13 protein-coding genes are annotated in these 13,125 nt (G+C 42.9%); 9 read left to right on the plus strand and 4 right to left on the minus strand.

What is annotated here, in order from left to right:
* Positions 1-28 precede the first annotated feature (28 nt).
* From accA to A9260_RS03995, 5 genes are all read left to right on the plus strand, one after another.
* Complete coding sequence (gene accA, locus A9260_RS03975) at positions 29-988, plus strand: acetyl-CoA carboxylase carboxyl transferase subunit alpha (protein ID WP_068696440.1); 960 nt, start codon at positions 29-31, stop codon at positions 986-988.
* An 83-nt stretch (positions 989-1,071) separates the two neighbouring features.
* Positions 1,072-2,391: a tRNA lysidine(34) synthetase TilS gene (gene tilS, locus A9260_RS03980; protein WP_231892565.1), complete on the plus strand. Its 1,320-nt coding sequence runs from the start codon at positions 1,072-1,074 to the stop codon at positions 2,389-2,391.
* A gap of 16 nt (positions 2,392-2,407) precedes the next feature.
* The gene (locus A9260_RS03985) at positions 2,408-2,719 is read left to right on the plus strand and encodes a c-type cytochrome (protein ID WP_068696443.1); all 312 of its coding nucleotides are present in this window, start codon (positions 2,408-2,410) and stop codon (positions 2,717-2,719) included.
* 114 nt (positions 2,720-2,833) lie between these two features.
* The gene (gene glnB / locus A9260_RS03990; protein ID WP_068696444.1) at positions 2,834-3,172 is read left to right on the plus strand and encodes a nitrogen regulatory protein P-II; all 339 of its coding nucleotides are present in this window, start codon (positions 2,834-2,836) and stop codon (positions 3,170-3,172) included.
* Positions 3,173-3,355: 183 nt separating this feature from the next.
* Positions 3,356-4,243, plus strand: coding sequence for an endonuclease/exonuclease/phosphatase family protein (locus A9260_RS03995; RefSeq protein WP_068696446.1), 888 nt, complete (start codon positions 3,356-3,358; stop codon positions 4,241-4,243).
* Here the strand turns inward: A9260_RS03995 and A9260_RS04000 are convergent.
* Entirely contained in the window at positions 4,227-5,816 is a 1,590-nt protein-coding gene (locus A9260_RS04000; RefSeq protein WP_068696448.1) for a LysM peptidoglycan-binding domain-containing protein, read from the minus strand. The two genes, A9260_RS03995 and A9260_RS04000, sit on opposite strands and share 17 nt — an antisense overlap.
* A 121-nt stretch (positions 5,817-5,937) precedes the next feature.
* Positions 5,938-6,696, minus strand: coding sequence for a hydroxyacylglutathione hydrolase (gloB, locus tag A9260_RS04005; protein ID WP_068696450.1), 759 nt, complete (start codon positions 6,694-6,696; stop codon positions 5,938-5,940).
* A gap of 38 nt (positions 6,697-6,734) precedes the next feature.
* Here gloB and A9260_RS04010 point away from each other — a divergent pair, with 38 nt between their 5' ends.
* Positions 6,735-7,460: a class I SAM-dependent methyltransferase gene (locus tag A9260_RS04010; RefSeq protein ID WP_068696452.1), complete on the plus strand. Its 726-nt coding sequence runs from the start codon at positions 6,735-6,737 to the stop codon at positions 7,458-7,460.
* A gap of 8 nt (positions 7,461-7,468) precedes the next feature.
* Here A9260_RS04010 and rnhA read toward each other — a convergent pair whose 3' ends face one another.
* The gene (rnhA, locus tag A9260_RS04015; RefSeq protein ID WP_068696454.1) at positions 7,469-7,933 is read right to left on the minus strand and encodes a ribonuclease HI; all 465 of its coding nucleotides are present in this window, start codon (positions 7,931-7,933) and stop codon (positions 7,469-7,471) included.
* Between the two features lie 56 nt (positions 7,934-7,989).
* Here rnhA and dnaQ point away from each other — a divergent pair, with 56 nt between their 5' ends.
* Positions 7,990-8,712, plus strand: coding sequence for a DNA polymerase III subunit epsilon (gene dnaQ, locus A9260_RS04020; protein WP_068696455.1), 723 nt, complete (start codon positions 7,990-7,992; stop codon positions 8,710-8,712).
* 184 nt (positions 8,713-8,896) lie between these two features.
* Here the strand turns inward: dnaQ and fadE are convergent, their stop codons facing one another.
* The gene (gene fadE, locus A9260_RS04025; protein ID WP_068696457.1) at positions 8,897-11,347 is read right to left on the minus strand and encodes an acyl-CoA dehydrogenase FadE; all 2,451 of its coding nucleotides are present in this window, start codon (positions 11,345-11,347) and stop codon (positions 8,897-8,899) included.
* A 277-nt stretch (positions 11,348-11,624) separates the two neighbouring features.
* Between fadE and lpcA the strand changes: the two genes are divergently transcribed.
* Together lpcA and A9260_RS04035 are read left to right on the plus strand one after the other, a co-directional pair.
* Entirely contained in the window at positions 11,625-12,203 is a 579-nt protein-coding gene (lpcA, locus tag A9260_RS04030) for a D-sedoheptulose 7-phosphate isomerase (protein WP_068696459.1), read from the plus strand.
* 35 nt (positions 12,204-12,238) lie between these two features.
* Positions 12,239-13,084, plus strand: coding sequence for a class II glutamine amidotransferase (locus A9260_RS04035; RefSeq protein WP_068696461.1), 846 nt, complete (start codon positions 12,239-12,241; stop codon positions 13,082-13,084).
* The last annotated feature ends 41 nt before the right edge of the window (positions 13,085-13,125 follow it).

Here is a 13,125-nt window from a genome sequence, read left to right on the forward strand (position 1 = left end):
TTAGCTCAAAAGAATGAAGGAATGCTAGATGAGTTTGAACTTTCTAGAGTTTGAAAAGCCAATTGCTGAGCTTGAAGCTAAAATTGAAGCCCTGCGCGATGTGAGTCGACACGGCGGAAGCGAAGGCGTGGATCTGGACAAAGAGATTGCCTCTCTTGAAAAGAAAAGCCTAGAGCTGAAAAAGAAAATCTTTGGTGATTTAGGAGCTTGGCAGGTTGCTCAACTTGCTCGTCATCCACAGCGCCCTTACACTTATGATTACATCGAAAATGCATTTTCTGAATTTGATGAGTTATGCGGTGATCGTACATTTGCAGACGACAAAGCAATTGTTGGTGGTATGGCGCGTTTAGATGGCCGTCCTGTTATGATCATTGGTCATCAAAAAGGTCGCGAAACAAAAGAAAAAGTGATTCGTAACTTTGGCATGCCAAAACCAGAAGGTTACCGTAAAGCACTTCGTCTAATGAAGATGGCGGAACGTTTTAACATGCCAATTATCACTTTTATTGATACTGCTGGCGCATACCCGGGTGTGGGTGCGGAAGAGCGCGGTCAGTCAGAAGCAATTGCAACTAACTTAAAAGTAATGGCTGGCTTAACGGTTCCCGTTATCTGTAACGTTGTAGGTGAAGGCGGTTCTGGTGGTGCATTGGCAATTGGTGTTGGCGATTACGTTAACATGCTTCAATACTCTACTTATTCTGTTATTTCCCCAGAAGGTTGTGCTTCTATTTTATGGCGTGACTCTGAGAAGGCACCGCAAGCTGCTGAAGCGATGGGCCTAGTTGCTCCTCGTTTGAAAGAGCTAGGTCTTATCGATGAAATCATCTCTGAGCCTTTAGGCGGAGCGCATCGCGATCCTGTTAGCACAGCGGAAAATATTAAAGCGGTGCTTATCAGTCAGCTTAAAGAGCTGGAAGGTAAGAGCAATGAGCAATTATTAGAGCGTCGTTACGATCGCCTAATGAGTTACGGATACTGTTAATCACCACTTTGTTGGTGAGTATAACGTGATTAGAAAGGTGAGCTTAGGCTCACCTTTTTTGATTAATATAAGTGAGTACTGTCGTGAACCTTGTCTTCAACACCTTTTCTCAAGTTATGGACTCTCATTGCCATGACGGCTCTAAGCTTGTTTTAGCTTTAAGTGGTGGGCTGGACTCACGAGTAATGTTGCATTGTTTAGCTCAGTATCACGCCTGCAACCCTGAACAACAGGTTATTGCGGTACATATTCATCATGGGTTAAGTCGCCATGCAGACCAATGGGCACAGCAATGCCAACAATGGTGTGAACAAGCTGATGTGCCTTTTTTTCTAGAGCATGCCCAGCTTGATTTAAATAGCAAACAAAGCCTTGAAGCCCAAGCCCGAGATGCGCGCTATCAATTGCTGGCAAAGCACCTACAAGCGAATGATCTATTACTGACTGCTCAGCATGCCGATGATCAATTAGAAACCATGTTATTGGCATTAAAACGAGGTAGTGGTCCAAAAGGGTTAGCCGCAATGGGGGCGATATCCTCCTTTAAAGATGCTTGGCTAGTGAGGCCCTTTCTTTCGCTGCGCCGAGAGCAGTTGCAGGCATACGCACAGCAACAATCGTTGAACTGGGTTGAGGACGAAAGTAATCAAGATACAAAGTTTGACCGAAATTTTTTAAGACATGCCGTGATCCCAGTTTTATCTTCTCGTTGGCCTGAAATTCAAAAAAATGCATTGCGTAGTGCCGAGCTCTGTTATGAGCAAGAACAGCTCCTTGACGAGCTTCTGGCTAGCCATTATCAACATGCATTACAAGATGACGGCAGTTTATGCATTAAAACGCTGTGTGAGGCCTCTGAGGCGATTCGTCATCGCTTGATTCGTCGTTGGTTTGAGCAGCATAAATATTCAATGCCTAGCCAAAAGCAGCTAAAGTTAATTTATAACGAGGTTATCAATGCCGCCCCTGATGCCAATCCAAAGTTGGTCACAAGAGAGGTGAGTGTGCGTCGTTTTAAACAATCTATCTATTTAGTTGAACAGGTGGATGTGCCAGCGCACTGGCAATCTCCCTTGATAATGGATCAGAAAGCCACGCTTCCTAGTCAGCTTGGTCATGTTGTACTTGGTCAGAACCTTGATTTAGGCGTTGGTGTTCGCGCTCCACAACAAGATGAGAAAGTCTGGATTCAGTTTAATCCTGCAGGTTTAAGTGCGCACCCTCAAGGACGCTCAGGGAGCCGAAAATTAAAAAAACTGTTTCAGGAGTATCAAATTCCACCATGGAAACGTTCACTGATACCCATTTTGATGTATAACGAGAATATCGTTGCGGTTGGTGATTTATTTGTATGCCGAGACTACACGGGGTTAAGCCACCGCTTTTATTGGGAAAAAACATAATATACAAGGTGTTAATATGAAGAAGTCACTCGTTGTTGCCGCTCTTTTCGCATCGGTAATCGGTGCAACGGCGAATGCTGCTGATATTGAAGCGGGTAAAGCGAAAGCACAAATTTGTGCCGCTTGCCACGGTGCAGATGGTAAATCTGGAATTGATGGTTACCCTCACTTAAATGGCCAAAATGCAAAATACATCGTGAGTTCGCTAAAAGCATACAAAGCAAAAGAACGAAATGGTGGATTGGCTGTAGTGATGCAAGCACAAGCCTCAATGCTTAATGACCAAGATATGGAAAATCTTGCGGCTTATTACTCAACAATGAAATAATTAGGCTATTTTACTCAGCTCACCCAAGATTGATGAATTCGTATATGGTTAATTTATTTGAAATCGTTAATAATACTTGGATAAGTTAAAGCCGGAACAAACTAGGGAATAGAAATGAAAAAGATTGAAGCTATCATTAAACCTTTTAAGCTCGATGATGTACGAGAGGCGTTAGCTGAAGTAGGCATTACAGGGATGACCGTTTCTGAAGTGAAAGGCTTTGGTCGTCAAAAAGGCCATACGGAACTGTATCGTGGCGCTGAGTACATGGTTGATTTTTTACCAAAAGTTAAATTAGAGATCGTAGTCTCTGATGATGTAGCCGCTCAATGTATCGACAGCATCGTTGAAACGGCGCAAACGGGTAAAATTGGCGATGGCAAAATTTTTGTCACTAATGTAGAGCGAGTTGTACGTATTCGTACAGGAGAAGAAGACGAAGACGCAATCTAAGCCGTCGGCAGTCTATCTCAGTAGTTTTATTACTGTTAAACCCCTGCCTATGTGCGGGGGTTTGTTGTTTTTAGTCTGCAAATTACCGTCTGCATCGTTTTACATAATCAATACCAATCACAGTAATTAAATGATCAAATATTTATTACGATTGATATAACCCACCTATAAGGTAACTGAATAATGAAAATAGGTATCACCAAAAAAGGAGTTACTTGGGTTGTCGTCATTGTTTCATCAATAGCCACACTATTACTGGGATACTTCTTTTCCATACCTAACTCCCAGAGTCTTGTGATCACCGATGGTATTAAAGATAGGCAAAGTGGTACGTCTTTACAGTGCCGAGCCTTTGAAGGCAGCGGTGAAGCACTTGATAATCAGGGACACATCAACGTATTGGTGTGGAACCTATATAAACAAAATCGACAGAATTGGAAATCGGAGCTAACAGAGCATCTACAAGGAGCTCAGATTGGTTTACTACAAGAAGTCAGCCTTACTGATGAGTTCAAAGCTTGGCTCTATAAAGAGAATTGGGTAGGGCAGCAAGCAAAAGCATTTGAAGCATTAGATGTGAGCACTGGCGTATTAAATCTAGCCCCTGTTTACCCATTACGTATTTGCGCTCAATTAGATACCGAACCTTGGATACGTTTACCTAAGTCGGCTTTATTTGCCACCTACCCATTGTCTAATGGCGAGATAATTGCCGTCGGAAATTTGCATGGGATCAACTTTACTCTTGGTACTAATGAATACTTTAAGCAGGTACTGGCATTAGTAAATAAGCTTAAACATCATCATGGCCCTGTCATACTCGGTGGAGATTTTAATACTTGGAGTGATGGCCGATTAGAGAAGTTAGCGCAAGTGGTATCAGATGCCAATTTACAAGAAGTGTTTTTTAGTAGTGGTCATCAAACTGAATTTTTAAATGGTCATGTGTTAGACCATATCTATTATCGTGGGCTTACCTTAGTAAAAGCCGAGGCACCCGCAAGTGATGCCTCTGACCATAACCCTTTACTTGCTCACTTTGTGATAAGAGAGACTAAACTGTCACTTTAGTGACATCGACATACAGCTTTAGCTTTTGTCCGGGTTTAAGGTATTTAGACTTACTTAAATTATTCCACTTAATCACATCGCTAGAACGCACTTTAAAGCGACTAGCGATAGTGCTGATACTGTCTCCACTGCGCACATTGTAATAGACAGTACGCATTACCGCGCCCGGTGAGCCTTTCTTCCACACCACTAAGTTTTGTCCAACACGCAATGTATCTTTTGGCGCCATGCCATTCCATTTTGCTAAAGATTGCACTGAAACATTATGTTCCTTGGCAATGTTCCAGAAACTCTCCCCTGATTTAACCGTATGTGAAATTTTATAGTCACCTCGGCTACGAGATTGAGTTTGTTTTAGGCGGTTTTGCGCACTTAGTACATAAGCATTGTTTGATTGTGTTGATGTTGGAATCAACAAGTAATGCCCAGCTCTAATGTTCACATTCGACATACCATTAGCATTTTGAATGACTTTGATAGTGGTATTGTGTTTTTGTGCAATTTTTCCAAGGCTATCGCCTGACTGCACTTTATAGCGAATAAGTTTTACGCCTTTACCGCGGTTTTTCTCAACTTGAGCTAAGAACTGCTCTTGTTTCTCAATCGGTATTAGTAGCTGTTGTGGCCCATCTGGTGCAGTTGCCCATTGGTTATAGGCTGGGTTGTAGCTTTGCAGTTCTTTTACAGATATACCTGCGTATTGGGCTGCAATACCTAGATCCAACTGCTCTTTAGGGTGTACTTGCACAAGCACTGGCTTGTTCTCAATCGGTGGTATTTCAACGCCATATTTTTCTGGGTTAGCCACAATGTCAGCAATGGCCATTAATTTAGGAACGTAAGCACTGGTCTCTTTAGGTAATTCAAGAGAGAAGAAATCCGTTGGTTTATTTAAACGACGATTTTTACGAATAGCACTGCTGACACGCCCGCCGCCACTATTGTATGCCGCGATAGCATGGTTCCAGTTACCATCAAAACGTGAATTTAAGTCGTGCAGATATTTCAATGCCGCATCGGTTGAGGCAACTACATCACGGCGACCGTCATACCAGTAGTTTTGCTCAAGGCCATACCACTTTCCTGTGCCCGGAATAAATTGCCACAGTCCAGCTGCGCTACCGTGCGAATAAGCAAAGGCATCATAAGAGCTTTCTACGACAGGCAATAGAGCCAGTTCCATCGGTAAGTTCTTTTCTTCAATTCTTTCAACAATGATATGAAGGTAAGGCTGTGCTCTTTTTGAGACTGTTTTTAGGTGGTTTGGGTGTTTGATGTACCAATTACGGTAGTACTCCACTTTTTTATCGTTGGCAACGGGCATTTTTAATTGCATACCGATGCGCTTCCATAAGTCTTTTTGCTCTTGTGGAGTAGGCTCTGGCGCTTTTTCTTCAACCTTCACCGGTTCAGTAGCAACTACTTCCTCAGGTTGAACCTTAGGTGTAACCACAACAGTCTGGCTTTGTTCTGTTGTTGGTGTGCTCTCGGAGGTTGCATTTTCTGTGGGCTGTTGAGGTGTTTGACAGCCCGTAAGAACCAGAGCGAATATCCAACTGTATTTCAATTTCATTAAAAAAGCCTTCGTGCAATATGATACCAATCCAGATAAATTCTGCTCACTATATGAGATAGCCAGAACTGTCATTTATCTGAATTGGGGTTATTCTAAAATTGTGCCTGAGTGTACTCAATTAGAAGCTATCTTTCCATTTACGCAGTGCGGTAAACACGCCTTCAGGGCTAAGATCGTCGGTTCTATGTGAAACAGAATTGATAACTTCGGGGAAATCGACCCTCAAAAATGGGTTAATCCATTTTTCTTGCTCAATTGTTGTGGGCAAGGTCGGCTTTTGATGTGCTCTAAGCTGATTCACTTTTTCACGATAAATTTGTAACTGATCGTTACCAGGTTCTATAGCCATAGCAAAGGATAAGTTACTCGAAGTATATTCATGGGCTGAATAGACTTCAGTTTCTACCGGTAAACCGGCCAGTTTTTGTAACGACTGCCACATTTGGGCGGGTGTCCCTTCAAAGACTCTACCGCAACCAGCAGAGAATAAAACGTCACCGCAAAATAGTTTACCATCACCTAAAAAACCAATATGACCTAGAGTGTGACCCGGCAAAGCTAAAACTAAGAAGTTCTCACCAAACAAGTCCAACTGCTGTCCTGAATCGACGGAATGAGTTAAACCTGCCACCGCATCATTTTTAGGACCTACAATAGTCACATCAGTAAAGGCACGTTTGAGCTCAGATACACCACCAATATGATCGGAATGATGGTGGGTAATCAAGATAGTTGTCAGCTTTAGTTGGTGCTGTGTAAGGTAGGCTAAAACAGGTGCAGCATCCCCCGGATCAACTACTGCACATTGACCTTGGTTATTGTGAATCAGCCAGATGTAATTATCATTAAATGCAGGTATGCTTTTTACGACTAACATTAAGATATTCCTATTGTTTCTATACGGATGACTGCTGAATGCGCCCAGCTCGAATATCACGGAAAATGATTCAACCCCATTCATGGGATGAACTACCTAAACATATGTGGGTACGTGACGCAATTCAAATGCGTCTTGATGAATGGTGCCCAAAACTCTTTGGCTATCACATGCTAAAGCTCGGTGGTTTGAGTTGTGAGATTACCAGTTGTAACTGTAATATCCAGCATCAAATTAATTTAGATATTGAAAACCCGATTCACAATATTATTGCCGATGCATATGATTTGCCATTTTTGGAAAAAAGCATTGATGTGGTACTGATGGCGCACCAACTGGATTATTGCCTAGATCCTCATCGGTTATTACGTGAAGTGGATCGAGTGATGATTGATGATGGGTATTTAATATTAACCGGATTTAACCCGATTAGCTTATCTGGCTTAAACAGTTTAATGCCATGGCGCAAACACAATATGCCGTGGAGTGGGCGGATGTTTACGCCTCATCGAGTAAAAGATTGGCTTAGTCTGTTAAATTACCAAGTTGTGCATATGGACAGTTATGGGCTAATACCTGCGCAAAAACAGCGTGCAATATGGACTTGGATAGAAAATGGGATTGGCAGTTGGAGTACGCCATTTTCAAGTCAGTACTTTATCGTGGCGCGTAAAAGAACTTATCCCTTAAAACCAATTAAACCTCACTGGAAATTAAAGAGACAGCTCTCTCCGGTGAGGCTAAATTGTCGGATTAAATCTTAGTTCTAATCTTATGAAGGCTGATAACCCGTATCTTCATCGGTAGGGGTTTCTGCAGCAAGACGGGCAATTTCATCACAGATTTCGTTTTCTCTATGACCGGCGTGACCTTTAACCCACTTCCAGTCTACTTCGTGACGTTGGCTTTCTTTATCTAATGCCTGCCAAAGGTCGGCATTTTTCACCGGCTTTTTGCTGGCTGTTTTCCAGTCACGTTTTTTCCAATTATGAATCCATTGGGTAATACCTTGGCGTACATACTGGCTATCGGTGGTCAATACTACTTTGCAGGGTTCTTTTAGAAGTTTGAGTCCTTCTATTGCTGCCATCATTTCCATTCGGTTATTGGTGGTCAGGGTAAAACCTTTAGCAATTTGCTTTTCGTGCTCTTTATAGCGTATGACAATGCCATAACCGCCAGGTCCTGGATTGCCTAAGCATGATCCATCTGTGAAAATCTCAACGTGTTTATTCATGATTTGGTATGATTACCTAATAACAGCCTTATCTTTAGTCTGACACAGTTTTAATTATGAATACTAGTAACAATTCGCGCCGTATTGTGGTGCTCGATACAGAAACAACCGGTATGAACCGCGAAGGCGGCCCTACCTACCTTGGTCATCGAATCATTGAGATTGGTGCCGTGGAAATCGTGAACCGTAAATTAACCGGTCGCCATTTCCATGTGTACATTAAACCTGATCGTGAAATTCAGCCTGAAGCGATTGCAGTTCACGGTATTACCGATGAATTTTTGCTGGATAAGCCTGAATATAAGGACATCCATAAAGAGTTTTTGGCCTTTATTGATGGCGCAGAACTTGTTGCTCATAACGCTCCCTTTGATGTGGGCTTTATGGATAACGAGTTTCAAAAGTTAGATCGGACGATTGGTAAAACGCAAGATCACTGCAAAATTACCGATACACTGGCAATGGCAAAACGTTTGCCCAACATGCCTGCGCGTAAAAACCTTGATTCGTTAGCCAAACATTTCACCATTGATATATCCGCGCGTGTTTTGCACGGCGCGTTACTCGATGCTGAAATTCTAGCGGATGTTTACTTGTTTATGACAGGTGGACAGACGGCAATTCAATTTAATGGTGATAATGCGCAAGGGGCGGGCGGTTCTATGATTCAGCGCGTTGCTTCTGGGCGAGCGCCACTTAAAGTGATAAAAGCCAGTGATGAGGAATTAGCAGAGCATACGCAAAGGCTAAAACTGCTATCGGGTGAACCTAACTGGTAAGTCAGCCTGATAAGCTTGTTGCTATCTAAACATAAAGATAAACAAAACGCCGCCCTAATAGTGAATCACTGTTAGGGCGGCGTTATTTTTGCAAGCTAAACTTTTGCAACCTGAACATCTTAGCTAACGGAGCATTTTAGTTAATTACTCACTTAATTAACGGCACATTTTAAAAAATATGTCATTAAGCATTACTGGCAGTGCACTCTTTTTGCGCTGTGGCATTGGCAGGCAGATGCTCAGGATCAAAATCATCGACGTTGATGCTTCTTAATCTGTGTTGTTCCGCCTCTTGTAAAATCTCCGCTTCTTCTTGGCTGATAATATTGGCTTGTAACCCTTGCTCGGCAATCAGATCGAGTCGAGTAAAGGGTTTACGCTGCTCTAGAGCTTTACATATTTTATTAAAAATCGGCTCTGCTTGTAGCACTACCGTTAGCGCAAGCTCTAGTTGGCCGTGTACGCAGTGCTTTGATGGTTCAAAATATTGGTTTCGACCCAAGCGTGAACGAGTGCTGCTAGGGGTTTGCAGAATTTTAGCCAATTGACTATCCAGTTTATCCGATGGCACTTTGCGTACTCGCCCGATAGGCATTAATAACACTCGAAGTTTTAGTCCGATCCATTTATTTGGGAAATTCACTAAGAAGTCATACATAGCCGATTCAATTTTAAATAAGCTGTTTTGCGCGCTCCAATGCACCAGAGGTAAATCTTCTTTTGGGCTGCCATCTAATTCAAAACGTTTTAGCATCGCAGAGCACAAATATAATTGCCCAAGCATATCGGCTAAGCGCGCAGAAAGACGCTCTTTGCGTTTTAAAGAACCGCCAAGGACTGCCATCGAAATATCCGATAATAACGCCAGATTAGCACTGTAGCGATTGAGTTGCTGGTAGTAGCGTTTGCTTGCATCTTTGGTTGGAGAATCCGAGCCTCGTCCATCGGTGACAGAAAACACCAAACTACGCGACAGGTTACTCATAGCAAAACCAATATGACTAAATAAAGCATCATCAAATTGGGCAAGAGCATCAGGCTTATCGCTGTAAGCCAGCTCCATTTCTTTTAAAACATACGGGTGACAGCGAATGGCACCTTGACCATAAATCATCAATGAGCGAGTCAGTATGTTTGCGCCCTCTACCGTTACAGATATGGGTGCGCCTTGATAGGCTCGACCTAGGAAATTAGAAGGGCCAAGCATTACGCCTTTACCGCCGGCGATATCCATGGCATCAATTGCCGCTTTTTGTCCAAGATCGGTACAGTGGAATTTCACAATCGCTGAGATAACCGACGGTTTTGCGCCATTATCGATAGCGCCCATAGTCAGCAGATTCGCCCCTTCTAATAGATAAGCACTGCCTGCAATACGAGCCAGTGGTTCTTCAATTCCTTCCATTCGGCCTATCGGTTGTTTGAACTGGCGACGAATACGTGCGTAAGCGCCGATGGCCAATGCATTAGTTTTAATGCCACCAGTATTGGTTGATGGCAGGGTAATTGCGCGTCCAACAGAGAGGCACTCAACCAGCATTTTCCATCCTTGGCCTGCCATTTCCTGTCCACCAATAATAAAATCCAGAGGTACAAAAAGATCATTGGCTTGGGTTGGTCCATTTTGGAATGGGATATTGAGAGGAAAGTGCCTACGGCCGATTTTTACACCTTCAAGGTTAGTGGGGATTAATGCACAGGTAATGCCGAGTTCTTTAGTATCACCAAGTAATCCATCAGGATCTCTTAGCTTGAAAGCAAGCCCTAGTACTGTCGCCACAGGAGCAAGGGTAATGTAGCGTTTATTCCAAGTTAGGCGCATGCCGAGCACTTCTTTGCCTTGCCATTGCCCCTTGCATACTATTCCAAAGTCTGGGATCGCGCCTGCATCCGAGCCCGCTTCAGGATTGGTTAGCGCAAAGCAGGGGATCTCTTGTCCTTTGGCAAGCCTTGGTAAGTAGTGATCTCGCTGCTGTTGCGTGCCATACATTTGCAGTAATTCGCCTGGCCCTAGTGAGTTAGGTACACCGACAGTGGAGGCAACCACGATAGAAGTACCTGCCAGTCTTTGTAGCACTAGCGCTTGAGCGTAAGCTGAAAACTCCAGACCGCCGTATTTTTTCTTAATGATCATGGCAAAAAACTTATGCTCTTTTAGATACTGCCAAATCTCTGGCGGCATATCGGCAAGTTCATGAGTAATTTCATAGTCATTGACCATGGCGCACAATTCATTAACCGGCCCATCAAGAAAGGCTTTTTCTTCAGTTGATAGTGTCGATTTTGGAATGTCCTTTAGAAATTGCCAATTAGGCTTGCCCTGAAATAACTCGGCTTCCCACCAAGTTGTACCCGCATCCAGTGCTTCTTTCTCTGTTTGAGACATAGGAGGTAGCACGCTCTTAAATAACGTTAAAGCTTTGTTGGTGACTGTTTTTTGACGCCAAGTATCCAGCTTCATGAATGCAGTGATGCCAAGTAGTAGAGCCCACGGGAAAATAGAAAACTCGACCGCAATAGAGTAAATCAGCAGCGCGACGCTGGTGCTAATAAAGGCACTAAAAAGCGATGTTCGGTGATACAAGCATGCGCCTAAAACAATGACCAGTAACAGTAGAGCAAAAAATATTTCCATTATAAGTGAATCTCCATTTGCCGAGGTTAGAGCTGAAAGATAGGTAAGAGGTCTAACCAGTTATCTTAGTATTGCAAATGTTAAGATTTTGTAAAGTATTGTTGGTGATAATTTGTGAGTTGTATCATGAGCGCCTCAATCAAAGAAAAGCTGACGTAATAGTAAGCAATGTGACTATTGCGTTGAAAATCTGACGAGATGACTCTCGACACTGCTAAACTTTTCTTGCTACATTCGAGGCTACAGCGTTAGCAGAAAAACTTAGGAGAGATCAGCAATGTATCAGGACCTTATTAAGAGTGAATTATCTGAGGCAGCCGTCGTATTACAGGCATTTTTGTCAGACGACAAAAATATTGCGCAGATAGAATTAGCAGCCAAAACAATTGCAGACTCATTTAAGCAAGGCGGTAAGGTTTTATCTTGTGGTAATGGTGGATCTCATTGTGATGCGATGCATTTTGCCGAAGAGTTGACTGGACGTTATCGTGAAAATCGACCGGGCTACCCGGGTATTGCTATTTCTGATCCTAGTCACTTGTCTTGTGTCAGTAATGACTTTGGTTATGATCATGTCTTCTCTCGTTATGTAGAAGCGGTAGGCCAATCGGGAGATGTATTGTTTGGTTTATCTACTTCGGGTAATTCAGGCAACATTCTTAAAGCGATTGAAGCTGCTAAAGCAAAAGGCATGAAGACTATTGCCTTAACGGGTAAAGATGGTGGTAAAATGGCCGGTATTGCGGACGTTGAAGTACGAGTACCACATTTTGGTTACGCTGATCGTATTCAAGAGATCCATATCAAAATAATCCATATCATCATTCAATTGATTGAAAAAGAGATGGAAGATTAGCAAGGACACTGAGATGACCTTAGTAGGAGAGTGTTATGTGTGAACTGCTTGGCATGAGTGCAAATGTGCCAACAGATATCTGTTTTAGCTTTACCGGTCTAATTCAGCGTGGAGGCAATACAGGGCCTCATACTGATGGCTGGGGGATTACCTTTTATGAAGGGAAGGGCTTTCGCACCTTTAAAGATCCTAACCCAAGCTGCGATTCAAAAATTGCAGAGTTGGTACAAAGCTATCCTATTAAGAGCCGTGCAGTTATCAGCCATATTCGTCAGGCAAACCGTGGTGGGGTTAATTTAGAAAATACTCACCCGTTTACCCGAGAACTATGGGGCCGATACTGGACTTTTGCTCACAATGGGCAGTTGTCCGATTATCATGATTTAAAAACGGGTCGATACCGTTCGGTCGGAAAAACAGACAGTGAATTCTCCTTTTGTTGGATTTTACAAAAGCTAGAAGAAAAGTATCCTGAGCCGCCTCAAGATATGATGCCTGTTTTTGCATACCTAGTGACGTTATGTGATCAGCTGAAAAGCTATGGCGTATTTAATATGCTGCTTTCAGATGGTGAATACGTGATGGCGTATTGTACTAATCATCTGTACTACATTACGCGCCGCGCTCCATTTGGCAAAGCAAGCTTGATTGATGAAGATGTCACCATTAACTTCCAAGAAGAAACAACGCCTAATGATGTCGTTTCTGTTCTTGCGACACAGCCTTTAACAGATAATGAAACTTGGCACCGCTTAAAACCGGGGGAATTTACACTGTTTCAACATGGTGAATTGGTTGCGAGCAATTCAGATGCATTAGTTGATGTACCTTATGCTGCGCCAAAACCGGCGAGTCAGGCTCCGACCGAAGCACTTGAATAGTAAAGTTAAAACAAATTGTTAGACAAAAAAAAGCAGACTTT

Source organism: Vibrio sp. UCD-FRSSP16_30 (assembly GCF_001676025.1).
GTDB lineage: Bacteria > Pseudomonadota > Gammaproteobacteria > Enterobacterales > Vibrionaceae > Vibrio.

Excerpts from the sequence above, each read along its gene's own strand:
- rnhA (WP_068696454.1), bottom strand. The coding sequence starts at position 7,933 with ATGAATAAACACGTTGAGATTTTCACAGATGGATCATGCTTAGGCAAT.
- fadE (WP_068696457.1), bottom strand. The coding sequence starts at position 11,347 with ATGGAAATATTTTTTGCTCTACTGTTACTGGTCATTGTTTTAGGCGCA.
- glnB (WP_068696444.1), top strand. The coding sequence starts at position 2,834 with ATGAAAAAGATTGAAGCTATCATTAAACCTTTTAAGCTCGATGATGTA.
- A9260_RS04010 (WP_068696452.1), top strand. The coding sequence starts at position 6,735 with ATGCGCCCAGCTCGAATATCACGGAAAATGATTCAACCCCATTCATGG.
- accA (WP_068696440.1), top strand. The coding sequence starts at position 29 with ATGAGTTTGAACTTTCTAGAGTTTGAAAAGCCAATTGCTGAGCTTGAA.
- lpcA (WP_068696459.1), top strand. The coding sequence starts at position 11,625 with ATGTATCAGGACCTTATTAAGAGTGAATTATCTGAGGCAGCCGTCGTA.
- gloB (WP_068696450.1), bottom strand. The coding sequence starts at position 6,696 with ATGTTAGTCGTAAAAAGCATACCTGCATTTAATGATAATTACATCTGG.
- A9260_RS03985 (WP_068696443.1), top strand. The coding sequence starts at position 2,408 with ATGAAGAAGTCACTCGTTGTTGCCGCTCTTTTCGCATCGGTAATCGGT.
- A9260_RS03995 (WP_068696446.1), top strand. The coding sequence starts at position 3,356 with ATGAAAATAGGTATCACCAAAAAAGGAGTTACTTGGGTTGTCGTCATT.
- A9260_RS04035 (WP_068696461.1), top strand. The coding sequence starts at position 12,239 with ATGTGTGAACTGCTTGGCATGAGTGCAAATGTGCCAACAGATATCTGT.
- A9260_RS04000 (WP_068696448.1), bottom strand. The coding sequence starts at position 5,816 with ATGAAATTGAAATACAGTTGGATATTCGCTCTGGTTCTTACGGGCTGT.
- dnaQ (WP_068696455.1), top strand. The coding sequence starts at position 7,990 with ATGAATACTAGTAACAATTCGCGCCGTATTGTGGTGCTCGATACAGAA.